This is a genomic window from Mucilaginibacter sp. PPCGB 2223, from assembly GCF_001705515.1.
Classification (GTDB): domain Bacteria; phylum Bacteroidota; class Bacteroidia; order Sphingobacteriales; family Sphingobacteriaceae; genus Mucilaginibacter.
This window is the reverse complement of the sequence record NZ_MDJS01000003.1, coordinates 195,741-219,739: the sequence shown is the minus strand read 5'-3', so window position 1 is coordinate 219,739 and position 23,999 is coordinate 195,741. Positions and strand designations below refer to the sequence as shown.

Below are 23,999 nucleotides of genomic sequence, written 5' to 3'. Positions count from 1 at the left end.
AATCAGTGAAATCAAAGAGGATAATCATAAGCGGAGGCGGTACTGGAGGGCATATCTTCCCGGCTATTGCTATTGCCAATGCTTTAAAAAAGCTCGATCCCACTACCGAGATACTATTTGTGGGCGCTTTGGGTAGGATGGAGATGGAGAAAGTGCCGGCGGCGGGTTATAAAATTATTGGTCTGGATATCCAGGGCATACAGCGCAGCTCGATCGTGAAGAACCTGATGTTCCCGGTAAAGCTCATCAAAAGCGTATTTAAGTCGATGAGTATTATCAAAGAGTTTAAACCCGATGCTGCGGTAGGTGTGGGTGGTTATGCTTCGGGACCGTTGCTGTACGCGGCAAGTTTAAAAGGTGTGCCTACGCTGATACAGGAGCAAAACGGCTACGCAGGCATTACCAATAAATGGTTGGGCAAAAAGGCCAAAAAAATATGTGTGGCTTATGATGGCATGGAGAAGTTTTTCCCGGCCGACAGGATCATCAAAACCGGTAACCCTATCCGCCGCGAGTCGGTGAATATTGAAGGGAAGCGTTTGCAGGCTTTGGAGCTGTTCAAGCTTTCGGCTGATAAGCCAACCATTTTTGTGACCGGGGCAAGCTTAGGTGCACGCACTTTGAACAACGCCATCATGAGCGGGCTGGATAAGCTGATCGCTGCCGATGTGCAGGTGATCTGGCAAACGGGGAAGTTATATTATCAGGGCATTATTGACAAGCTGGGCGAAGACTATCATCCTAACATCAAGATAATGGGCTTTTTGGAGCGGATGGACCTGGCTTATGCCGCTGCGGATATCATTATATCCCGCGCGGGTGGAACGATATCCGAGCTATGCGTGGTTGGTAAACCGGCTATCCTGGTGCCTTCGCCAAATGTGGCCGAAGATCATCAAACCAAAAATGCTTTGGCGCTGATTGAAAAGAACGCCGCGGTATTTGTGGCCGACAGGGATGCAGAAGAGAAATTGGTTGACAAAGCGCTCGAATTATTGAACGATAAAGACAAACAGAGAATATTAAGCGAAAACATCAGCAAACTGGCCATTTTAAATGCCGATGAGGTGATCGCAAAAGAGGTTATCCAAATAACAATTAACAATTAAATCGGGCCCCTCTTTTCCCAAAAGAGAGGGGCTTTTTTAAAAAGAGCACAATGGAGTTACGCAACATACAGCGGGTTTATCTGGTAGGTATCGGGGGCATCGGTATGAGTGGCCTTGCCCGGTATTTTAACCATTTGGGCTGTACCGTTTGCGGTTACGATAAAACGCCGACTACCCTTACCAGCGGCCTGCAAAGCGAAGGCATGCAGATTGTTTTTGAGGATAAGGTCGAATTGATACCTGCTGAGTTCCACACGGAGGATGCGGCTACGCTGGTGATCTTTACGCCTGCCATCCCTAAAGATTCGGCGATATTGAATTTTTTTAAGGATAAAGGTTTCGACCTGCAAAAGCGCTCGCAGGTGCTGGGTATTATCAGTAAAGGCATGTTTTGCGTTGCGGTGGCGGGTACGCATGGTAAAACCACCACGTCGACCATGGTGGCGCACATTCTCAAAGCTTCGGGTATTGACTGCTCGGCGTTTTTGGGTGGAATAGCGTCTAATTACAATACCAATGTATTGTTTGGCAAAAGCGATGTGATGGTGGTTGAAGCCGATGAGTACGATCGTTCGTTTCTAACATTACATCCCGATATCAGCATCATCACGTCGATGGATGCCGATCATCTGGATATCTACGGCGATCATTCGCACCTGACGGATTCGTTCAAACAGTTTGCCTCGCAGTTGAAACCGGGCGGTAAACTGATTCACCGTAAGGGTTTAGAGCTTGAGACAGGCGATACTTATACGATACATGGCCTGGCAGATGCTTATGCCGAAAACATCCGCGTGGAAAACGGCTCGTTCTTTTTCGATTTTAAGAATAACAAAACAGAGATAAAAAATATCGAGTTAGGCATCGCAGGAACGCATAACATCGAGAACGCGGTAGCAGCCATACAGGCAGCATTGTACCTCAATATCGATCCTGAAGAGATACATGCCGCGCTAACCTCTTTCCGCGGGGTAAAGCGCAGGTTCGAGTATATCGTAAAAACGGATAAACGTATTTACATTGATGATTACGCGCACCATCCGGAAGAGTTACGTGCCGCCATATCATCGGTAAAAAGGCTGTATCCTGATAAAAAGCTGACGACGATCTTCCAGCCGCACCTGTTTACCCGTACGCGCGATTTTGTGGACGGCTTTGCCGAGGTGCTGGATATGAGCGATGAACTGTTACTCCTGGATATTTACCCGGCGCGCGAATTGCCGATACCCGGTGTGGACAGCAATATGATACTGAGCCGGATGAAACTGGCCAATAAACGCATCAGCGGTAAGCAGGAGAGTGTGGAAATTATCAAAAATGAAAAGCCTGAGCTGCTGTTAACCGTAGGCGCGGGCGACATTGATACTTTGGTTGAACCTTTAAAACAGGCGATGCAACATGTTTAAAAAACCGATCTGGAGACATATTTTAATTGGTTTTACATGGGTGGCCGTGTTAAGCGGCATCGTCGTGCTGATGAGCTTCATCGAAGTGAAAAAGGACGAGGTGGTTTGCAAGGACGTAAAGGTTTACATTCCCGGCAACCAGTATTTTATCGATAAGGATGAGGTGGATAACATTTTGCAGGTAAAGAGCAACGCATTGATCGGTCATAAGCTGGAGGATATCAATATCCATGAGCTGGAAAACAAGCTAAAGGCCAACCCTTTTATCGAGTTTGCCAAGGTTTATGCCGATATGGATGGCGTGATACAGGTTGAGATCAGCCAGCGCCAGCCGATTATGCGGGTGGTAAATAAGTTCGACCAGGATTTTTATATCGATCAGCACGGGTTGAAGATCCCCCTGTCGCAAAACTTTACCGCAAAGGTATTAGTGGCTACCGGTAATATCGATGAGTTGTTCAGCAACCGTGTCGACTCGCTGCACACCGATATGGCGAAGGATTTGTACAAAACCGCCGACTTTATCCGCCGCGACTCGTTATGGAGTGCGCAGATTGTGCAGGTGTATGTTAACGAGCAGCACGAAATGGAACTGATACCACGCGTGGGCAACCAGCGCATATTGCTGGGTAATGCCGATTCGCTTAAAACCAAGTTTGATAACCTGCTGGTGTTTTACAGGCAGGCGCTGCCAAAAGTTGGCGAGGATGCTTACAAGATCATCAATATTAAATACGCGAACCAGGTTATCGGGGTCAAAAGAGAAATCCTAACTAAAACAGATTCGGCTAAGACTAAAACCCTTAAACCCGATTCGATAAAGACAAACACAACGAATACAATTTTAACACAACATTGATATGGAAATGATGAGTACAAACGAAAAAAGTTCACCTATTGTAGTTGGCCTGGACATCGGCACTACAAAAATCTGCGCCATTGTTGGTCGCCGCAGTAAAAACGGCAAGATCGAGGTATTAGGCATAGGTAAAGCAGAATCGGCAGGGGTTACCCGTGGTATGGTATCGAATATCGATAAAACCGTAACCGGCATAACCCAGGCAGTTGATATTGCCGGAACGCAATCGAACGTGGAGATCAAAGTAGTTAACGTAGGTATAGCCGGCCAGCATATTAAAAGCTTACAGCACCGCGGTTTAATAACCCGCCGCGACCTGGGCACCGAGATATCGCGCAAGGATATCGAGAAACTGATAGAAGACATGTATAACCTGGTGATGCCTCCGGGCGAGGAGATCATCCATGTGCTGCCGCAGGAGTTTACCGTGGATAACGAACCCGGTATCAAAGACCCGATCGGCATGGCAGGTGTAAGGCTCGAAGCAAATTTCCATATCATTTCGGGCCAGGTTACCGCTATCAAAAACATCGTTAAATGTGTTAACAAGGCCGACCTGGAAAGCCAGGACCTGATCCTCGAGCCACTGGCATCATCGGAATCGGTTTTGAGCGAAGAGGAAAAAGAGGCCGGCGTTGTGCTGGTTGATATAGGCGGCGGTACTACCGATGTGGCCATATTCCACGAAGGTATCATCCGTCACACAGCCGTTATCCCCTTCGGCGGTAACAGCATCACCGAAGATATCCGCGAGGGTTGTTCGGTAATGCGCAACATAGCCGAGCAACTGAAAACCCGTTTCGGCTCGGCTTTGGCTGATGAGAACAAGGACAACGAAATTGTATGTGTGCCGGGCTTGCGTGGCCGCGAGCCCAAGGAGATCTCCATCAAAAACCTGGCTTTTGTTATCCAGGCCCGTATGGAAGAGATCATTGAGCATGTTTACTACGAGATCAAATCGTCGGGTTATGAGAAAAAACTGATCGCCGGTATTGTGATCACCGGTGGCGGTGCGCAGTTGAAACACCTGTCGCAACTGGTTGAGTTTGTAACAGGGCTGGATTGCCGCGTGGGTTACCCCAACGAGCACCTGGCCAAGAACGAGGTATTGCCTAAGAACGTTTACGAAGAGCTGCAAAGCCCGACGTTTGCAACAGGTATCGGCTTGCTGATCAAGGGCATCCAGAAAATGGAAGATATGGATATGCCCGCAAAACCCGAAGTACGCACCGAAAAACCCAAGTTTACCGAAGAAAAAAGGTTCGGTTTGTTTGGTAAGATTTTAGAAACAGGAAAGAGATTTATTAAGGACGATATCAAAGATGAGGACTTTTTGAAATAACTTTTCAACAATGTATGACTTATCCACATTATACACAATTGTGGATAAACTCTGTTGAAAAAGTACTAATATTACATGAGGTAAAATCGAAAGATCGTCAAATCACATATAGCTGAAAAACAAGGATTATGCAGTTTGAGATGTTAAAAGAAAAGTCGTCCATCATCAAAGTTATTGGTGTTGGCGGCGGTGGTGGCAATGCTGTTAACCACATGTACAAGCAGGGGATAACGGGTGTCGACTTCATTATCTGTAATACAGACGCCCAGGCGCTCGAGCTGAGCCCTATACCAAACAAGGTACAATTAGGCGCAAGTTTAACCGAAGGAATGGGCGCAGGTTCTATCCCCGAAGTAGGTAAAAACTCGGCTATCGAAAATATCGACGATATTAAACAAATGCTGGGCTCCAATACCAAAATGCTGTTCATTACAGCAGGTATGGGCGGCGGTACCGGTACCGGTGCAAGCCCGATCATTGCCAAAGCAGCCCGTGAGCTGGATATATTAACCGTGGGTATTATCACCACACCATTCTCTTTTGAAGGCAAGCGCCGTAAAATGCAGGCCGAAGAAGGTTTGGAAGAGTTTAAAAAGCATGTCGATTCGTTCCTGGTGATCTCGAACGATCGCTTGCGCGAAATATTCGGTAATTTAACCTTAGGCTCGGCATTTGCACAGGCCGATAATATTTTGACTACTGCCGCCAAAGGCATCGCCGAGATCATTACCTTGCCGGGTTATATCAACGTCGACTTTAAAGATGTGCGCACTGTGATGAAAGACAGCGGTGTGGCTATCATGGGTAGCTGCGCAGCCGAAGGCGAGGGCCGTGCTTTAAGAGCAGTTGAAGGCGCATTGTTATCACCATTATTGAAAGATAACGAGATCGAAGGTGCACGCTACATCCTGCTAAACATTACTTCGGGCACAACCGAGGTAACGATGGATGAGGTGAGCATCATTACCGATTTTATCCAGCAGGAGGCAGGCCTTTCGGCCGATCTGATCTGGGGTAACTGCCGTGATGAATCGTTAGGCGAGCAGATTTCGGTTACGATCATCGCTACCGGGTTCCAAACTAAAGACGAACGCGAAAAAGAGCAAAGCAGCAAGAAAGTAATTTCGATGCTGGTACCCGAGAACAAGCCCCTGGTAAAACCGGTGAACGAGTTTATCAATACTGTTGCCGTTAAAAAGGAAGATTTTGCTACCGAGCCTTACATGAAGAGCCAGAAAGAAGAACAACCGCAAGCCGGTTTGTTTGATTTGTTCGCTCCTAAAGAAGAAGAGCCGGCAGTAATTAAATACACATTTGAAGAACCAGAGGCAAAAGAGGAGGAAGAGGAAGTTTCTGAGATGCCCGAAATGACCTTTAAACTGAGCGAAGAAACCGAGATCGAGTTTAGTGTACCGGTAATGGAGCAGGTAGTTGTGCCCGAGCCCGAACCGGAGCCTCAGCCGGTTGCAGGTGCCGACGACCATAAAACTGATGAATCGATCGAAGAGCAGTTGCGTAAATCGCGCGAGCGTATCATGCGCTTAAAAGACCTGAGCATGAAACTGCGCAACGGCGGTATCCAGGAGCTGGAGAATGTACCGGCCTACAAACGTAAAGAGATCGCTTTACAGCAAACGCCGGCGTCGTCTGAAAGCCAGGTATCCAAATTCTCGCTGCTGACAGATGATGAAGGTAAAACCGAGATCAGGAACAACAACTCTTTCCTGCATGACAATGTGGATTAACGATATTGAAAAATAAACAAAAGCCCTTTGTATTTTTACAAGGGGCTTTTTCGTTATAAGCTATGATAAAAAGTAATAATGATTGTTTATCTTAGTGTTAACCTTATCTTTGTAGTTAAATACAGCATTAAAATTTCTTTTCGTTTTGGATTTATTTAAAAAGATTTCAAAAAATATGGGCCCGCTGGGCCAGCACCAAAAATGGTCGCACGGATATTTTTCGTTTCCGCGTTTAGAAGGTGAAATTGCACCTCACATGCAGTTTCAGGGTAAGGAACATTTAGTCTGGAGTTTGAATAACTACCTGGGTCTGGCTAATCACCCTGAAGTACGTGAAGCCGACGCCCAGGCTGCTGCCGACTATGGTATGGCTTACCCGATGGGGGCCAGGATGATGTCGGGTAATACCCGTCACCACGAGTCGCTCGAGCAAAGTCTGGCTGATTTTGTGGGAAAAGAAAGCGGTTTTTTGCTGAATTATGGTTACCAGGGCATGGTATCGATCATCGATACGCTGGTTGATCGTAATGATGTGATTGTATACGATGCCGAATCGCACGCCTGTATTGTCGACGGCGTACGCCTGCACATGGGCAAGCGCTTTGTGTACAAACACAACGATGTTGAAAGCTGTGAAAAGCAGCTGGAGCGTGCAACCAAACTAACCGAAGAAACAGGCGGCGGTATCCTGGTGATCACCGAAGGCGTATTCGGTATGTCGGGAGCGATGGGCAGGTTAAAAGAGATCATCAAACTAAAAGATAAATACGAGTTCCGCCTGCTGATTGATGATGCACACGGTTTTGGTACCATGGGCAAAACCGGTGCAGGTACACACGAACATCAGAACTGCATTGATGGAGTAGATGTGTACTTTGGCACCTTTGCCAAATCAATGGCTGGCATTGGCGCATTTGTGGCCTCAACCGAAGAGATCATCAATTATCTGCGCTATAATATGCGTTCGCAAACCTTTGCCAAGGCATTGCCAATGCCAATGGTAATGGGTTTACATAAACGTTTCGAATTGCTGAAATCGCAACCTCAGTTGCGGGAAAAATTGTGGGAAATTGCCGATGCCCTGCAAAGCGGCTTAAGGGAGCGGGGCTTTGATACCGGCATTACCGAAACCATGGTAACCCCGGTATTCCTGAAGGGGGATCTGAATGAGGCCACTTTGCTTACTATGGACCTGCGTAAAAACTACGGTATATTCTGCTCGATAGTGATGTACCCGGTTATCCCGAAAGGATTGATTCAATTGCGTCTCATCCCAACGGCTACTCATTCGCTCGAAGATGTGCAGCGTACCTTAGATGCCTTTACCGAAGTGGGGGAGAAGCTTAAAGTAGGCTATTACAGAGAGCAGAAACTCGAATTTGCATAATTGAGAATAGATATGAAAAGCCGCGTCAGCGGTTTTTTTATTGCATAAGTTTTATCTCGCTGAATATCAAATTTTAGTGTTTTTCTGCGGATAAATGTGAATAACACCATTACAGCCCCTTTTATGGCCGTAAATGCGATATTTATAATGTTTTTAGTATTATGCCTGCATAATTGCTATATTTTTAGCGTTTTAATGTCAGACTGTTAATAATAAGGTTTTTCGCATATTTTGGAGGAGGCCACATATACCTAAAATGTGGAAAAAAACCCCTTTTATGGCCTTATTTACTGCTTTAAATGTTTTTTTTTGATTAAAAAACATTTTACTTTAGCAACAGTTTAAAACAATTTTAACCTCATTTATTTAAAGGAGTAACTTACAATGAAAAAATTTCAAGAAGTAAAAGACCTGATCGCAGGCTTAGAAGCTGATGCTGACAAATTCTACAACAAAGGCAACAGCGCTGCTGGCACTCGCGTACGTAAAGGCATGCAGGATTTGAAAAACCTTGCTCAAGCTATCCGCCTTGAAGTACAAGAAGCTAAAAACAAAGCTTAAGCATCAAAGTAAATTTTACACGATGAATAAAAAAACCCGGTCAACAGCCGGGTTTTTTTATTTAAGCGAGTTGCTTAAGCTGAATACCTATCTGATCTGCTGTCGACCGGCTGACGCCAACCAATGGCAGCCTTACTGTATTCCCGCAAACTCCCAATTGCTTTAACGCTTCTTTAACACCACCCGGATTGCCTTCGGCAAACATTAAACGGGTAAACTCTATGGTGCTGTAGTGCAAAGGCTGTGCAGTTGCAAAATCGCCTTTAAGGCATAGCCGAACCATATCCGACATCACCTTCGGTACTGCATTCGCAATCACTGAGATAACGCCCGAGCAACCCATCGCCATCATCGGCAAAGTAACCGGGTCGTCGCCCGAGATGAGCTTAAAATCAGCAGGTTTATCGCGCATAATCTGGTTGAAGATATCAAAACTGCCCGACGCTTCCTTGGTGGCGATAATGTTTTTAAAATCGTGGGCCAGACGCAAAGTAGTCTCGGCGCTGATGGTGCTGCCTGTACGGCTCGGCACGTTGTACAGAATCACCGGCAGGGGCGATTTTTCGGCAATAGCTTTATAGTGCTGGTAAATACCTTCCTGGGTTGGTTTGCTGTAATACGGACTAACCGATAAAATAGCCGAGTAACCGGTGGTATCAAACTCTTCGATAGCTCTTAAAACCTCGTAGGTATTGTTGCCACCAATACCGGCAACCAAAGGCACACGGCCATTGTTAAATTCAACGGTGCGCTTCCAAACCTGCTTCTTCTCATCCTTGTTTAAAGTGGCGCTTTCGCCGGTTGTACCCAGCGATACCACGTACTCAACTCCGCCCCCGATAATATGATTAATTACCGCTTCGAGGCCACCAAAATCAACTTCTCCGTTTGGATGAAAAGGAGTTATCACTGCAACCCCAGTCCCGTTAAATGTGCTCATTAAATATTTGATAAGGGCGCTAAGATAGGAAAAATATGTGTTTAAACGATTTAAAGCAACAAAAAGGATTTCACCGACAGAAAGAGATTGCACCGATCTAATCAAAAAATCAAAGTAATCAGTCCTTGATCAGTGAAATCAGTTGTTCATCACTAATGATCGGGATATTCAGCTTCTGCGCCTTTTCCAGCTTGCTTGGCCCCATATTATCGCCGGCCACCAGGTAGTTTAGCTTGGCCGAAATGCTGCTCAATATTTTGCCGCCGTTCTGTTCGATGATATCTTTCAGTTCATCGCGCGAATACTTTTCGAATACGCCCGATATAATAAAACTTTGCCCCGATAGTTTGTCGCTGGCCAATACCACTTCTTTTTCTTCGCTTACAAACTGCAGGCCGGCCGCACGCAGTTTTTCTATCTGTTCGATATGTTTGGGGTCGGCCCAATACTCAAGCAGGCTTTCGGCAATGCGGGTGCCTATTTCGTCGACTGCGGTCAGTTCTTCCAACGAGGCTTTGATCAAATTATCAATGTTTTTAAAATGCGCCACTAACTTTTTAGCGACTGTTTCGCCCACATAACGGATGCCCAAGCCAAACAGCACTTTCTCAAACGGCATCTGTTTCGATTTTTCGATACCATCCAGCATGTTGCTGATCGATTTCTCGCCGAACCTGTCCATCTGCTTCAACTCGGCATCATGGTCTTTCAATTCGTAGATATCGCTGATGTGGTTCAATAAACCTTTTCGGTACAGGGTTTCGATTGTTTCATCTCCCAGGCCGTCGATATTCATCGCCTTACGGCCAACATAATGCTGCATTTTGCCGACGATCTGCGGCGGGCAGCCTTCATCGTTCGGGCAGTAGTGATTAGCCTCGCCTTCCTTGCGGATCAACTCTGTACCGCATTCGGGGCAACGGGTAATATATTCGATAGACCTGGCACCAGGAGGGCGCTTTTGCAGGTTTACCCCGGTTATCTTTGGGATGATCTCGCCGCCTTTCTCCACAAAAACACTGTCGCCCTCGTGCAGGTCGAGCCGCAATATCTCGTTGGCATTATGCAGCGAGGCACGTTTTACCGTTGTGCCGGCAAGCAGCACCGGTTTTAAGTTCGCTACCGGCGTAACCGAACCGGTACGGCCAACCTGGTAGCTTACGCTTTCAAGGATAGTTTCGGTTTGCTGTGCCTTGTATTTGTAGGCTATGGCCCAGCGTGGTGATTTGGCCGTAAAACCCAGTTCCTGCTGCTGTGAATAATTATTCACCTTCAATACAATACCGTCGATATCATAGCTCAGGCCGAAACGCTTTTCATCCCACATGGCGATAAACTCCATTACCTCGGCCAGGTTTTTGCAAAGCCGGGTATGCTCGCACACATGAAAGCCCCAGCTCTTTACCGCGTTGATGCTTTCCCAATGAGTTTTAAATACCTGCTTGTCGGTATACAAAAAATACATAAAAGCATCCAGCGGGCGCCTCGCTACCTCGCCCGAATCCTGCAGCTTGATCGTCCCCGAAGCAAAATTGCGCGGGTTGGCGTACGGCACTTCGCCCTGCTCAACCCGCTCGTCGTTCAAACGGTCGAACGCTTTGCGGTGCATAAAAACCTCGCCGCGTATCTCAAAATGGTCGGGATAGCCGCCATCCGCATCCAGTTTTTTAGGGATGCTGTGTATGGTTTTTACGTTGGTAGTTACATCGTCGCCCTCGACGCCGTTGCCGCGCGTTACGGCCCTTGTAAGCTTACCCTGCTCGTAGGTGACACTCATGGACAGCCCGTCGAACTTAAGCTCGCACACGTACTCAAAATCATCGCCAATGGCTTTGCGGATGCGCTGGTCAAAGTCGGCCAGTTCCTGCTCGCTGTAGGTGTTGCCCAGGCTCATCATCGGCCATTTGTGCCGCACGGTTTCAAACTCCTTGGTGATCTCGCCCCCAACCTGCTGTGTGGGCGAATCGGGCTCGGCAAACTCCGGGAATTGCTTTTCCAGTGCCGCCAGCTCTTCCAGCTTCATATCAAAATCATGATCGCTGATGGTAGGCATGGCTAACACATAATAATTGTAATTATGCTGTTTAAGCTCGGCAACTAAGGCCTGTATACGTTTTTGGGCTGGTGCGAACGACATGCAACGAAGATAATTATTTATTGATTTATTGAGTGATTGAATTATTGATTGAAAAGCTGAGAAAAATCAGTATTCAATAAATTAATCATGCAATCAACCTATCATTGTAACTTGGGCGTTGCCTGCGGCCCAGGCTGTACGCTCATACTGCACTGGCCTTAGCCGCGGCCTGCCCCGAGCCCGTCGAAGGGCCGGTATCCGCTGCCATCCTTAACGCATCCAACGTTTTTTAACTTAATTAAACTTTGCAGAAAAATCACCGTCATAATATTATTAAAGTGCTGCAATTAATAGGCCTTTTACTACGTTTAACAACTATCAACCTTTATGAAAACATTATCCCGATATACCCTACTTTCGGCCATTTTATTGGCTGCAACATTTACTGGCAAAGCGCAAACGCTCCAAAGTATCAACCTCCGCGTTTCTGATTATAAAGCTTCTATCCGTTCTATCGAGATCATGTGCGATAGCATCCTGCTGCGTATCGATACCAACGGCCGGATCAATATCCGGTCGGAAGTACATGGTAATATCGAGTACTATACCAGTTTTGATGGCGAATACCGCCAGGGCAAGCTCAAAACCCTGGGTACTGCTGCGCTCGACTATTATGATGGTTTCGCTAACGATAAAAACACCGGCAAGCTTAAATCCATCAATAATATTTCTATTACCTATTGCGACCAGTTCAGCAGTTCGGATAAAAATGTCGGCAAGGTAAAATCTATCGGCAATATCAATTTTACCTATAACGAATCTTATAATGGTTTCGATAACATTGGTAAGCTAAGCGGCATTGGCGATACGAAGATCACTTATTACGACAGGTTTGATGGTGGCGATAACATCGGCAAACTCAAATCGATAGGGAACACCCAACTTGCCTGGACAGATCGTTTCGATGGCCGCCAGAACATCGGCAAGCTTAAATCGCTCAAAGGCGATACGCCGAACCTCAATATCATTACCACCGAACAGTTTTGATTTATTGATTTCCCGGAAAAAAAGCTACTTAGCTTGCTGGTGTGCCAAAATAAAATCCACAATAGGCGCCGGGTCTTTCAGGCTGTGCGGGTGATGGTCGGCACCGGGTTTGACGATCACTTTAATTTCGCCGCCCAGTTCTTTATACCGTTTCTCTACCAAAAAAGCATTTTCCTCAACAGGTACTGTTTTATCTGCATCGCCGCACACAATAATTACCGGGATATGCGCCTTGGCCAATGGCGCCAGGTTATCAACGGGGTTCAATTTATAAGCCGGGGCCTCTTCTTCGGTAAAGCCGTAAACTTTCAATAACTTTTGCCAATCCTTAGCCGAGCCCGGCCCGCGGCCCTTGCCACCCGGCCAGCTTTTAAAATCGCATACCGGCGCGTCGCCATAAATTACAGCTACCTTGTCGGGGTGCAATGCCGCCCAGTTAAAGGCAAACAAACCACCGCGGCTAAAACCTTCCAGCACTGTTTTTTTGTTGAGCTGATAGTTTTTGGCGAGATAAGCATAGAACCGGTCCATCAGGTTCATGGCCACAGGCGCGCCGTACATATCCTGCATATTCATGTACACCAGGTGATAACCTTTGACGAGCAGCGCACTATCTGCATGCGGCTCGTTACCAAAAAACTCCGTGCGTCATATCCAGGGTTTGCCGGGCGCATCACTTTGCGGACTAACCAGGATGCACTTCCTTTCGGCAACCATAAAGTCGTGGCGTTTAAAGCCCTTCCAAAGCGTATCGGTTTGCGCATATAATTGATAAGATGCCGTTAATAAGAGTGTGATAACAGCAAACAGGTTCCTGATCTTCATAGCTTCAAGGTACTGCAAAAGCCCAGCGGAACACTATGTGCAGTAAGCAATTTATTAACTAAGTTGGGCAAGCAAATCGGCTTTGCTGATATTGCCGACAGGTTCGCCCTTTACTTCCACAGCGATGTCATCGCCATGCTTCAGCAATTGGAGGCGGCCCTTAAAGGCTCTGGCTTCATCAACGTTTAAAAACTCGTTTAATTGCTTGAGGTTTTCCTTGCGGCAAACCAGTTCTTTGCCGTTTTGATACACAACCAGTCGCATACGCCGGGCGGTGATGGGCTCAATAGCGAAGGTGTAGTTGTTGGTGAGTGGGAGGGTGGGCATGGTTAAAGATAGTTAAGCTGTTTCAATTTTTGCCTGAAGTTCTTGAAAATATTTAGCGAGGTTTTTACATTTCCAATAATTTATCCAACCAGACATAGGCGAGATTGAGCTGCCTCGAATTAGCGTAGCTCTATGGAAATATATTTTATTGTTACTATCGTCAAAAATAACTGTCAGTATCCTGCCGTTTGTCCATTTTGTTGGTACCACATCGCGAATGACGTTTTTGCTATTATAATTATATGTTAAGTCATTATAAAAATGAGCAAAGACTTTACGTACATCTTCCCTGTTCTTCAACATAGTTTTGGTTCCATTAACGACAACTAACTTGTTAAGAAAAACCAAACTGCTTATGAGCCAAATGCTAATCAAGATGCCGACTATTAGATACGCGTAATTGTTGTCACGCGAGCATTCTTCATATCCCGCGTATAGCATACCTGCAGCAATTAAAACAAAGAGTGATGTAAGGAGAAATCTGTCGATAATATACCAGCTATTAAATTTGTAGACAAGTCGTTGTTTTGCTATGCTGTTATCATAGTCAACGAATGGGGCTAATTCTTCTTTGGTCATCACTCTAAAGATAATGACATATGTCAAACAAAAATAGCGATGGGTTTCAAACCCATCGCTATTTGCAAATATATTTTACTAACGTGGCTTATGCCGCAAAAACCTCTAAGCCCTTTGTTGGTGTTGTCACCAACAAACAACTACGCCGCAAAAACCTCTTTCACCCTGTCGGCAGCCTCTTTCAGCAAGATAGCCGATTTAACCTGCAAACCGCTTTCGTCGATCAGTTTTTTGGCTTCAACAGCGTTGGTGCCTTGTAAACGCACAATGATCGGTACCGGGATATTGCCGATCTCTTTGTAAGCGTCGATAACACCCTGGGCCACACGGTCGCAGCGAACGATACCGCCGAAGATGTTGATCAGGATGGCTTTAACGTTAGGGTCCTGCAAAATGATGTTGAAGGCAGCCTTAACGGTTTGCGCGTTGGCAGTACCGCCTACGTCCAAAAAGTTGGCAGGCTCGCCGCCGGCAATTTTGATGATGTCCATGGTGGCCATGGCCAAACCGGCACCGTTCACCATACAGCCTACGTTACCGTCGAGCTTTACATAGTTCAGGTTGCTTTTGCTGGCTTCAACCTCCATCGGGTCCTCTTCGCTGGTATCGCGCAAAGCAGCATAATCCGGGTGGCGGAACAAGCCGTTATCATCCAGGTTCACTTTCGCGTCGACCGCTAAAATTTTATTATCGCTGGTTTTTAAAACCGGGTTGATCTCAAACATAGCCGAATCGGTAGCATCGTAAGCTTTATATAACGCGGCCACAAATTTCACCATATCTTTAAAAGCATCGCCGCTAAGGCCCAGGTTAAAGGCAATTTTACGCGCCTGGAAGCCCTGCAGGCCAACTTTCGGATCGATCTCTTCTTTAAATATCAGGTGCGGCGTGTGTTCGGCAACCTCTTCAATATCCATACCGCCTTCGGTGCTGTACATAATAATGTTGCGGCCTTTGGCACGGTCGAGCAGCACGCTCATGTAAAATTCTTTGGTCTCGCTTGGGCCGGGGTAATAAACATCCTGCGCAATTAAAACCTTGCTTACCAGCTTGCCTTCGGGGCCGGTTTGCGGGGTAACCAGCTGCATACCTAAAATAGCGCCGGCTTTTTCTTTTACCTCATCAATGTTTTTGGCAAGCTTAACACCACCGCCTTTGCCGCGGCCGCCGGCGTGTATCTGCGCCTTAACAACCACCCAGTCCGACCCAAAGTCTTCCTTTAATTTTTTAGCGGCGGCAACAGCCTCCTCAACGTTATCGGCAACAATGCCTTCCTGAACTCGTACACCAAAACTCTTTAGTATAGCTTTACCCTGGTATTCGTGAATATTCATGTGTTTGAAGTAATTTGCGGTAAAGCTACAATTTCAGTCGTACTTATAAAACTTCAAATGCTTTTTTAGCAGATATTTTATAGGCGAAATGTAAATAAACTGCGACAAAGCAGGGCAGAAATCTGTGAGATTATTAAATTCCGCGATGATTTCCAGATTTAAAATATACCGATAGGTATAAAATAATAACATTTGCGTTGTGAAGTCAAAATTAAAAATTCAAAATTCAAAAATGGTGTTATTGACTTAATGTATCTGGTTGTTTTGAAATTTAACTTTTGATTTTTGAATTTTTATCGGGGTGTTGCCTGCGGCCCGGGCTTTTCGCTCATACTGCGCAAGGCATTAGCCACGGCCTGCCCTGAGTCCAACGCATGGCCGGTATCCGCTGCAATCCCTAACACGGGCAATCCGTGCAATCAAAAACCAATCGGTGCAATCCCTAAAAAATAACTATTTTGCAACTTCAATACATCCCTATGCACTTACCTAAGCCCATTGCCCAAATACTGCTGCTACTGCCACTGCTACTAACCTTCAAAACCCGCGCCCAAACCCCCGTCGAAACCGGCGTATCCCGCGCGCTGGCTGATTACCGTAAAGAACACATCAGCGGCGTAACTTACAACCTTGATCTGGTTATCCCCGAAAACAAAACCGAAGATATTTCCGCTACCGAAACACTCGCCTTTAAATACACCCCCGCCGGGCAGCCTTTGCAGATAGATTTTAAAGAAGACCCTGCGCGGATAAAAACCATCACCGTTAACGGCAAAGAAACGGTGCTGAATTTTTCCAAAGAGCACATCATCATCGATCCAAAACAACTGTTTGCAGGCGGCAACACCATATCATTTATTTTCCTCGCCGGCAACGGCGCCCTTAACCGTAATGACGATTACCTGTACGCCCTGTTCGTGCCTGATCGGGCCCGTACTGTTTTTCCCTGCTTCGATCAGCCAAACCTCAAGGCAGTTTTTACCCTGTCGTTGAAAGTGCCCGAAGGGTGGACAAGCCTGGCAAACGGCAAGACGGTGAGTTCACCGGTTAAAGGCTACCACGTTTTTGCCCCGACTGATACGCTTAGTACTTATTTATTTTCCTTTGCCGCTGGGAAGTACAGATCGGTTACGGCGGATGCTGGTAAATTACACCCTGAATTTCTCTATCGCGAAACCGACCCGGCCAAAATCAACCAAAGTACTGATGCCATCTTCAAAGCCCATACCGACGCCGTAAACTTTTTAGAGAATTGGACAACGATCCCGTTCCCTTTCCAAAAAATGGGCTTTGCAGGTATACCCGATTTCCAGTTCGGTGGGATGGAGCATCCGGGGGTGGTGCTGTACAAAGCCTCAAGCTTGTTTTTGGATGCCAGCGCTACACAGGAGCAGATCATCGCCCGGCTCAACCTCATCGCCCACGAAACCAGCCATATGTGGTTTGGCGACCTGGTGACCATGGATTGGTTTAACGATGTATGGATGAAAGAAGTATTCGCCAATTTTATGGCCGATAAAATTACCGGCTCACTGATGGGTAAGGAAACTTTCGACCTGAAATTTTTGACCGATCATTTCCCCGCAGCCTATGGCGTCGACCGTACTCCCGGCGCAAATCCCATCCGTCAAAACCTGGCAAATCTGAAAGATGCAGGCTCTATGTACGGCAATATCATCTACCACAAAGCGCCCATCATGATGCGCCAGCTTGAACTACTGATGGGAGCAGACGCCTTTCAGAAAGGCGTGCGCGAATACCTCAAAACCTACGCCTACAGCAACGCCACCTGGCCCGATCTCATCAAAATACTGGGCAAATACACCACGCAGGACCTCCGCACCTGGAACGACATCTGGGTAAACCTGCCCGGCAGGCCGGTGTTCAATTACAGCATGTCGCTGCGGAACGGGAAGATCAGCCATTTTGTACTGATCCAACATGCCGAGCACGGCCTAACCCGCACCTGGCCGCAAAGCTTCGAGGTTACTTTGTACTGGGGGCTAACCAGCAAAACCGTCACCGTGAATATGAACAGCGGTGTGGCTGCTCTAAAAGAATTTATCGGCCAAAAGGCGCCGTCGTTCATCGTATTTAATTCCGGAGGCGAAGGCTACGGCCTGTTCCCAACCGACCCCGATCTGTATAATTCACTGGCTGATATCCAGAGCCCGCTGCAGCGCACCTCGGCCTATATCGCCATGTACGAAAACATGCTGGCAGGCCGCTACACCAAACCCGGCGCCTTGCTGAACACATTCATCAAAGCCCTGGATATCGAGAAAGAAGAAATGAGCCTGCGGCTGATATCCGGTTATATCAGTAGCATTTACTGGCAGTTCATCACACCAAAACTTCGCGAAAAAGTTAACCCTGCGCTCGAAAGTAGTTTATGGACCGCCATGCAGAACCAAACATCGGCCAACAATAAAAAGATACTGTTCAATGCCTACCAAAGCATTTATTTAAGCCAGCAGGCAACCAGTACCGTTTATAATGTTTGGAAAGACCGGCAACCGCCTGCGGGTGTAAAACTCTCCGAAGAGGATTATACCGGGATGGCTTTTTCGCTTGCTTTGCGCGATAATGCGGATACCACAATCTTAACCCAGCAATACAACCGTATCACCAATCCCGACCGTAAAAAGCGCTTTGAATTTATCCGTCCGGCTTTATCGCCCGATGCAAAAGTGCGCGATGAGTTTTTTGCCAGCCTGACTGACCTGAAGAACCGCGCCAAAGAGGCCAATGTGCTAACGGCTCTCAACTACCTTCATCACCCGCTGCGGCAGGCTGCATCCATTAAATACCTGCCCAGGAGTTTGGAGATGCTGCAAACCATCCAGGTAACAGGCGATATCTTTTTCCCGCAATCGTGGCTGGCCAGTACTTTCGGCTCGTACCAAAGCCCTGAAGCTGCCCGCATAGTGAACGAATTTTTAGCCAAACACCCCAGCTATAACGAGAAGCTGAAAGACAAGATATTACAGGCTACAGATAACCTGAACCGCGCCATTAAGCTGTTGCCGAAGAATGCAGCTGTTGAATAAACCCTTGTCATCTCGACCAACGGGAGAGATCTTCTACTGTACGCTCGTAAACTTGCAGGTAGCAGAAGATTTCTCTTTCGCGCCTTTATACATTCCCAGCCCCGGCTCTATCGAAATGACAATGGTTTTAATATTCGGTGAAATCAAAAACAAATCGGTGTAATCCAAAAAAACAGTAGTTTTGCCCCATGCTCAAAGCCCGCTCCATCAAAAAATCGTACGGTAAATTAGATATCCTGAAAGGTGTCGACCTCGACGTTGCGCACGGAGAGATCGTGTCTATCGTAGGTGCATCCGGCGCCGGTAAAAGCACTTTGCTTAATATCATCGGCACACTGGATAAACCCGATTCAGGCTCGATACTGATCAGGGAGGCCGAATTAAATAACCTGAAAAGCAAGCAACTGAGCGCTTTCCGCAATAAGCATATCGGGTTTATATTTCAGTTTCACCATTTACTGGCCGAGTTTAGTGCGCTCGAGAATGTGTGTATCCCGGCTTATATCGCCGGCACATCAAAAAAAGACGCCGAAAAACGTGCTATCGAATTATTGGACCTTTTAGGCCTGGGCGACAGGCTCGATCATAAACCCGGTCAGCTCTCCGGCGGCGAGCAGCAGCGCGTAGCCGTGGCCCGTGCCCTCGTTAATAAACCTGCCTTAATACTGGCTGACGAGCCATCGGGCAACCTCGACTCGCACAACGCACGTGAGTTGCACCAGTTGTTTATTGATCTGCGCCGCGAGTTTAATCAAACCTTTATCATCGTAACCCATAACGAAGAGCTGGCCAATCTTTCTGACCGTAAAGTGCTGATGAAGGACGGCCTGATTGTAGAGCACTTATGAGTATACTGATCACTGCGGCAACATCAGCGCAGGCTTATAAATTAAAGGCGGCGCTTAATACAGGCGAAACAATACTGCTGGGAGATTATCTCGAACTGCCGCAGCTTATGGTACAAAACGGCACGATGGTTAAAACGCCAGGCCCCGAAAACCCATCATTTGCGCATTTGATGCTGACGCTTGCGCTGGATAACGGGATTAGCCGGATTTATGCACTACGCCATACCGAACGAGCGTTATTACAGGAAGCCGAAACGCTATTTGCCGAGTTTGATATAGAACTTTGCACACCCGGGAAAGAATTTATTGCAGATTAAATGTTCAGTTACACCGATATCGATCCACGTAAAAAAGCCTTTGTGTTTGAGCTGGATAATGTGCTCTATCCCGAAAAGGATTACCTGTTCCAGGTTTATTATCTGTTCGGCGCTTTTTTAGAATATAAGGAACTGCTGGATGGTAAAGTGCTTACCAAACTCATGACCGATACTTACCAAAAGGAGGGAAGCGCGCATATTTTTGATGTAGTAAAAGAACGTTTCAAGATCAGCGACGAGTACCGTTATAATTTCGATCTGCTACATATTACTGCCCGGCTGCCTTTGAAGCTGCTGCTGTATAAAGATATGCTGACCCTGCTGCAGGATATCGTGGTCGACCGTAAGCAGATATTTATCCTCACCAATGGTAACCCCGAACAACAGCTCAACAAGATCCGTCAAACCGAATGGCACGGACTGGAGCAATACCTCACCTGCTATTTTGCCGACGAGATCAAGCCCAAACCCGAGCCGGATGCGCTGCATCATATCCTGAAAACCCATAGCCTCGAACGCCGGGATGTGGTAATGATCGGTAACAGCGAAGCCGATGAGCTTTGCGCTGAAGCGGCGGGAGTGGACTATACCCCCTCCGCCCCCTAAAGGGGAGACTTAGCGTTTAATTTTAAATGACCGGCTTTATTGTTATTGTCTCATTAAAATCCCCCCTTTAGGGGGCGTAGGGGGCTTTAATCAGCCAGTTCCCTCAAATCCACCGGCACAACCCGTGAGATACCCTGCTCAACCATGGTAACGCCGTAAATGATATCGGTGCTGGCAATGGTGCGTTTGTTGTGCGATACGATGATAAACTGCGAATCCGTCGAGAACTTGCGGATAATGTTGTTGAATTTATCAATGTTGGTATCATCCAACGGTGCGTCAACCTCGTCAAAAATACAGAAAGGCGCGGGTTTTAACAGGTAAAGCGAGAACAGGATGGCCGTAGCCGTCAGCGTTTTTTCGCCACCCGATAGCTGGTTAATGGACAACGGTCTTTTACCTTTGGGTTTGGCAATGATGTCGATATCCGATTCGAGCGGGTTGTTCGGGTCGCTCAATATCAGGTCGCAGCTATCCTCTTCGTTAAACAGCGAGCGGAACACTTTAATAAAGTTTTCGCGTACCTGGGTAAAGGCGTCCATAAATTTTCCTCGGGCGGTATCGTCAATCTCTTGTATAGTAGCCAGTAAAGATGCTTTAGCTTCGTTCAGGTCTTTTTTCTGACCTTGAATAAACGTATAACGCTCGTTCATTTCCTGGTAAGCCTCAACGGCCATCGGGTTAATGGCGCCGAAATCATCGAGTTGCCTTTTTAGCTTTTCGGTTTTTTCGCGTAGTTCGCCTTCGCTTTCGTCAGCAGGTGCACCGGTATCCAAAAGGTCCTGTATATCGATATTGAACTCTACCGACAGGCGCTCTTTTAAAGCATTCAGTTCGAGTTTCAAATTGGTTTTACGATCGCGCAGTTCGTTTTCGATCAGTTCCGACTGATCCTTTTTCTTACGCAGCTCGCTGATCTCGTTCTCCACCTCGGTAATCGCCCCGCGCGACTGATAATATTCCTGTTCGGCCTGCTGGGTAGCTTTTTCCAGTTCTTCGCGCTGGCTGTACATGGCCAGCAGGTCTTCATCGCTATGATCGGTATGCTGCAATATTTCCAATATCGCAGCTTTTACTTTAGAGAGTTCGGCGCTGTTTTGCGTAATGCGCTGATCGAGGTTTTCCAGCTGCGTATCGCGGTAGTCCAGATCTTTAACCAAGCCAGATACTTTATTTTGCTGCTGATGAAAACGGATGTTCTCCTGGTTGTAACGGTTTGATTGTACCGATACATGCTCCGTCAGTTCGTTAAAGGCTGCTTGTTTTTCGGCCAGTAGCTCACCCTGTGCCAGTTTTTGTTCTTTCAGTTGCGATAGCTCGGGGTTGAGCTTCGTCATTTCTTCCTGTATGCTGGCTATCTTGCGGGCAATATCTTCTTTGCGGTTGCGGCTGTTCTCGATAAAAGTTTGATACTGCTCACGCCGGGTTTTAACAGTTACCAGCTCGGTATTCAGGCGGTTCAGATCCTGCTGCTTTTGATACAATTCGGCAGCCTTACCCGAGCCCTTTAAAACAGTTAAGCGCTCCTGTAAAGCCTCCGATTCGGTTTTGAGTTTCGCGACCTTATTTTCGAGCGTTTTGATCTCTTTGCTCAGATTCTCGAGGTTTTTGGCGCGGCCGATACGCTTACCTTCAAATAAGCCTACCGAACCACCGGCCATAGTATACCGCGATTTGCTGAATTTGCCGCTCTTGCCCAAAACAACAGTGCCTTCGGGTAATTGCCGGGTGTTGATGTCGTTCTCGGCCTGATCGTTAACCAGGTAAACACCGTTTAATAAATGGTTACAAAGCGGGCGGTAACGGGCTTCGACCTCGATCACATCCAGCGCGGCTATACCGCTTTCAATCTCCGGTTTATTTTGTTCCGCTGCAGCGGGATAATTGCTCAGTACAAAAAACTGCGCCCTGCCGCGTGATGATTTACTCAGCAGGTTAATAGCGCGTATAGCTTCCTCGTAATTTTCCACCACGTAGTGGTTCATCAGAGGTTCCAGGTAATTTTCGATGGCAACGCGGTATTCTTCGCGGCAAAACAAAACATCGCTGAAAAGCGGTGCATTTTTGGCCCATTCGGTATTCTTTTTCAAAAACCTGATCGACTCGGGGAAGCCTTCCAGGTTATCCACCAAACTTTTGGTCAGGTTGTATTCGTTTTGCCTGGCGTCGAGCTTACGGCCATCCTGTGTGAGGGTTTCTTTAACCTTGTTTAGTTCGGCTTCGGTATCGGTTATCTGGTTTTTGAGCCTGTTCTCAAATTCAATCAACGCATCGTGCTCCTGTTGTACTATTTCGGCCTGGCCTTCAATTTCGGTTATCACCTCGTTAAATTGCGTCAGCTCGGCTTCTTTGTTACCGGCATCTTCCAGGTTGCGCTGGCTTTCCTGCTCCAGGGCCTGCTGCTGTATCTGTAAAATATCGAGGTCTTTCTCGGCTTTATAGATCTGGTTTTGCAGGCGGTTGTTGATGGCTGTGATCTCGTCAGCTTCGGCTTTAGCGCTGGCTTGCTCGGCCCGTAACTCGTCAACTGCATCTTTGAGTTCGGCAACAGCGCGGCGGATATTTTCCAGGCTTTCTTCTTCCTGCAGTTTTTCTTCACTTAGCCTTTTAATGTTATATTTTACGTGATTCAACTGGTTGGTATCGCGCTCCAGTTCTTCACTTAAGCGGGCCTCTTTATCCTGCTGAAATTTAAGCTGCTCGTTCTTGATCTTTTTATCGCTTTCGTAAGCGCGTATCCTGGCCACATATTCGTTGGTGGCTTTTTGTTGGATGGAAAGGTTTTTCTCTTTGGTAAGGCTATCCAGTTTTTGCTGCTGAACGGAAGCTTCCATTTTATCGATGATGGCTACGATACCGCTTTTACCTTCCTTCGCTTTTTGTTCGTCGTCCTCGATCCGCGCAAGCGACTCGCTGAACGACGCTATCCTGAACGAGGCCAGCTTAACGCTCAGTTCCTTGTACTGGTCGCGCATTTTATAGAAGCGTTCCGTTTTACGGGCCTGGCTTTCCAGGCTTTTCAGGTTCTTTTCGATCTCGAACAGCAAGTCATCTACGCGGGCCAGATCAGCCTCGGTATCCTTCAGTTTGTTAAAAGTTTGCTTTTTGCGGAGTTTGTATTTGGATATGCCCGATGCCTCTTCGAACAGGTTGCGCCGCGAACCTTCCTTGTTGGTGATGATCTCTTCGATCATCCGCAGCTCGATGATGGAGTACGAGTCGGCCCCGATACCGGTATCCAAAAACAAATCAGTGATATCCTTTAAACGGCACTGTACATCGTTGAGGCGGTATTCGCTTTCGCCGGTGCGGTACAGCTTGCGGGTAATAGTTACCTGCGAAAACTCGGTAGGCAGGATGTTCTTGGTATTATCGAACGTGAGCGATACCTCGGCCAGGTTACCGGGCTTGCGGCTTTTGCTTCCGTTGAAGATCACGTTCTCCATCTTTTCGCTGCGCAGCATACGGGTGCTTTGCTCGCCCAGCACCCAGCGGATGGAGTCGACAACGTTTGATTTACCGCAGCCGTTAGGGCCAACAATGGCGGTTATGCCCTCGTTGAAATTAATGGTGATCTTATCACCAAAGCTTTTAAAACCCTTAACCTCTAAACTTGTAAGCTGCATTTACGTACATTGTA

The 23,999-nt window shown here is 47.0% G+C and carries 20 protein-coding genes; 12 read left to right on the top strand and 8 right to left on the bottom strand.

The features are described 5' to 3' along the window. Positions 1-5 precede the first annotated feature (5 nt). The 7 genes from murG (at position 6) to BEL04_RS15730 (ending at position 8,409) form a co-directional block, all read left to right on the top strand. Positions 6-1,109 (top strand): undecaprenyldiphospho-muramoylpentapeptide beta-N-acetylglucosaminyltransferase, encoded by a 1,104-nt coding sequence (gene murG, locus BEL04_RS15760; RefSeq protein ID WP_066005749.1) that lies wholly within the window; start codon positions 6-8, stop codon positions 1,107-1,109. A 50-nt stretch (positions 1,110-1,159) separates the two neighbouring features. Further along, positions 1,160-2,515: a UDP-N-acetylmuramate--L-alanine ligase gene (murC, locus tag BEL04_RS15755; RefSeq protein ID WP_066005748.1), complete on the top strand. Its 1,356-nt coding sequence runs from the start codon at positions 1,160-1,162 to the stop codon at positions 2,513-2,515. Continuing rightward, the gene (locus BEL04_RS15750; RefSeq protein WP_066005747.1) at positions 2,508-3,374 is read left to right on the top strand and encodes a cell division protein FtsQ/DivIB; all 867 of its coding nucleotides are present in this window, start codon (positions 2,508-2,510) and stop codon (positions 3,372-3,374) included. Before murC ends, BEL04_RS15750 begins: the two co-directional genes overlap by 8 nt. 1 nt (position 3,375) lies before the next feature. Next, positions 3,376-4,716 carry a cell division protein FtsA gene (gene ftsA / locus BEL04_RS15745; RefSeq protein ID WP_066005746.1) on the top strand — a complete coding sequence of 447 codons (1,341 nt, stop codon included), beginning with the start codon at positions 3,376-3,378 and terminating at the stop codon, positions 4,714-4,716. A 128-nt stretch (positions 4,717-4,844) separates the two neighbouring features. After that, on the top strand, positions 4,845-6,461 hold the full coding sequence (ftsZ, locus tag BEL04_RS15740; protein WP_066005745.1) for a cell division protein FtsZ: 1,617 nt from the start codon (positions 4,845-4,847) through the stop codon (positions 6,459-6,461). A gap of 145 nt (positions 6,462-6,606) precedes the next feature. After that, the gene (locus BEL04_RS15735) at positions 6,607-7,848 is read left to right on the top strand and encodes an aminotransferase class I/II-fold pyridoxal phosphate-dependent enzyme (RefSeq protein ID WP_066005744.1); all 1,242 of its coding nucleotides are present in this window, start codon (positions 6,607-6,609) and stop codon (positions 7,846-7,848) included. A 384-nt stretch (positions 7,849-8,232) separates the two neighbouring features. Further along, the gene (locus BEL04_RS15730) at positions 8,233-8,409 is read left to right on the top strand and encodes a histone H1 (protein WP_066005743.1); all 177 of its coding nucleotides are present in this window, start codon (positions 8,233-8,235) and stop codon (positions 8,407-8,409) included. 61 nt (positions 8,410-8,470) lie between these two features. Here the strand turns inward: BEL04_RS15730 and dapA are convergent, their stop codons facing one another. Both dapA and ligA read right to left on the bottom strand, forming a co-directional pair. Then, the gene (gene dapA, locus BEL04_RS15725) at positions 8,471-9,349 is read right to left on the bottom strand and encodes a 4-hydroxy-tetrahydrodipicolinate synthase (protein WP_066005742.1); all 879 of its coding nucleotides are present in this window, start codon (positions 9,347-9,349) and stop codon (positions 8,471-8,473) included. Positions 9,350-9,467: 118 nt separating this feature from the next. Continuing rightward, positions 9,468-11,486, bottom strand: coding sequence for an NAD-dependent DNA ligase LigA (gene ligA / locus BEL04_RS15720; RefSeq protein WP_066005741.1), 2,019 nt, complete (start codon positions 11,484-11,486; stop codon positions 9,468-9,470). Positions 11,487-11,813: 327 nt separating this feature from the next. On the opposite strand from ligA, the gene BEL04_RS15715 reads away from it, so the two are divergent. Beyond that, positions 11,814-12,473, top strand: a complete 660-nt coding sequence (locus tag BEL04_RS15715; protein ID WP_066005740.1) for a hypothetical protein — start codon at positions 11,814-11,816, stop codon at positions 12,471-12,473. A 24-nt stretch (positions 12,474-12,497) separates the two neighbouring features. On the opposite strand, the gene BEL04_RS15710 is transcribed toward BEL04_RS15715, so the two are convergent. The 5 genes from BEL04_RS15710 to sucC form a co-directional block, all read right to left on the bottom strand. After that, complete coding sequence (locus BEL04_RS15710) at positions 12,498-13,049, bottom strand: S9 family peptidase (protein WP_066005739.1); 552 nt, start codon at positions 13,047-13,049, stop codon at positions 12,498-12,500. Between the two features lie 72 nt (positions 13,050-13,121). Continuing rightward, a complete protein-coding gene (locus BEL04_RS24405; RefSeq protein ID WP_175404094.1) occupies positions 13,122-13,298 on the bottom strand; it encodes a hypothetical protein in 177 nt (58 codons plus the stop codon). Between the two features lie 54 nt (positions 13,299-13,352). After that, the gene (locus BEL04_RS15705) at positions 13,353-13,625 is read right to left on the bottom strand and encodes a hypothetical protein (RefSeq protein WP_066005738.1); all 273 of its coding nucleotides are present in this window, start codon (positions 13,623-13,625) and stop codon (positions 13,353-13,355) included. A gap of 12 nt (positions 13,626-13,637) precedes the next feature. After that, a complete protein-coding gene (locus tag BEL04_RS15700; protein WP_066005737.1) occupies positions 13,638-14,204 on the bottom strand; it encodes a hypothetical protein in 567 nt (188 codons plus the stop codon). A gap of 140 nt (positions 14,205-14,344) precedes the next feature. Then, entirely contained in the window at positions 14,345-15,538 is a 1,194-nt protein-coding gene (gene sucC / locus BEL04_RS15695; RefSeq protein WP_066005736.1) for an ADP-forming succinate--CoA ligase subunit beta, read from the bottom strand. A gap of 479 nt (positions 15,539-16,017) precedes the next feature. Between sucC and BEL04_RS15690 the strand changes: the two genes are divergently transcribed. The 4 genes from BEL04_RS15690 to BEL04_RS15675 all read left to right on the top strand — a co-directional run bounded on the left by BEL04_RS15690 (position 16,018) and on the right by BEL04_RS15675 (position 20,359). Beyond that, the gene (locus BEL04_RS15690) at positions 16,018-18,588 is read left to right on the top strand and encodes a M1 family aminopeptidase (RefSeq protein ID WP_066005735.1); all 2,571 of its coding nucleotides are present in this window, start codon (positions 16,018-16,020) and stop codon (positions 18,586-18,588) included. Between the two features lie 188 nt (positions 18,589-18,776). Then, entirely contained in the window at positions 18,777-19,436 is a 660-nt protein-coding gene (locus tag BEL04_RS15685) for an ABC transporter ATP-binding protein (protein ID WP_066005734.1), read from the top strand. After that, positions 19,433-19,753: a hypothetical protein gene (locus tag BEL04_RS15680; protein WP_066005733.1), complete on the top strand. Its 321-nt coding sequence runs from the start codon at positions 19,433-19,435 to the stop codon at positions 19,751-19,753. The genes BEL04_RS15685 and BEL04_RS15680 overlap by 4 nt, the downstream gene beginning before the upstream one ends. Then, on the top strand, positions 19,754-20,359 hold the full coding sequence (locus tag BEL04_RS15675) for an HAD family hydrolase (protein ID WP_066005732.1): 606 nt from the start codon (positions 19,754-19,756) through the stop codon (positions 20,357-20,359). Positions 20,360-20,445: 86 nt separating this feature from the next. Here BEL04_RS15675 and smc read toward each other — a convergent pair whose 3' ends face one another. Next, on the bottom strand, positions 20,446-23,985 hold the full coding sequence (gene smc / locus BEL04_RS15670) for a chromosome segregation protein SMC (protein WP_066005731.1): 3,540 nt from the start codon (positions 23,983-23,985) through the stop codon (positions 20,446-20,448). Positions 23,986-23,999 lie beyond the last annotated feature (14 nt).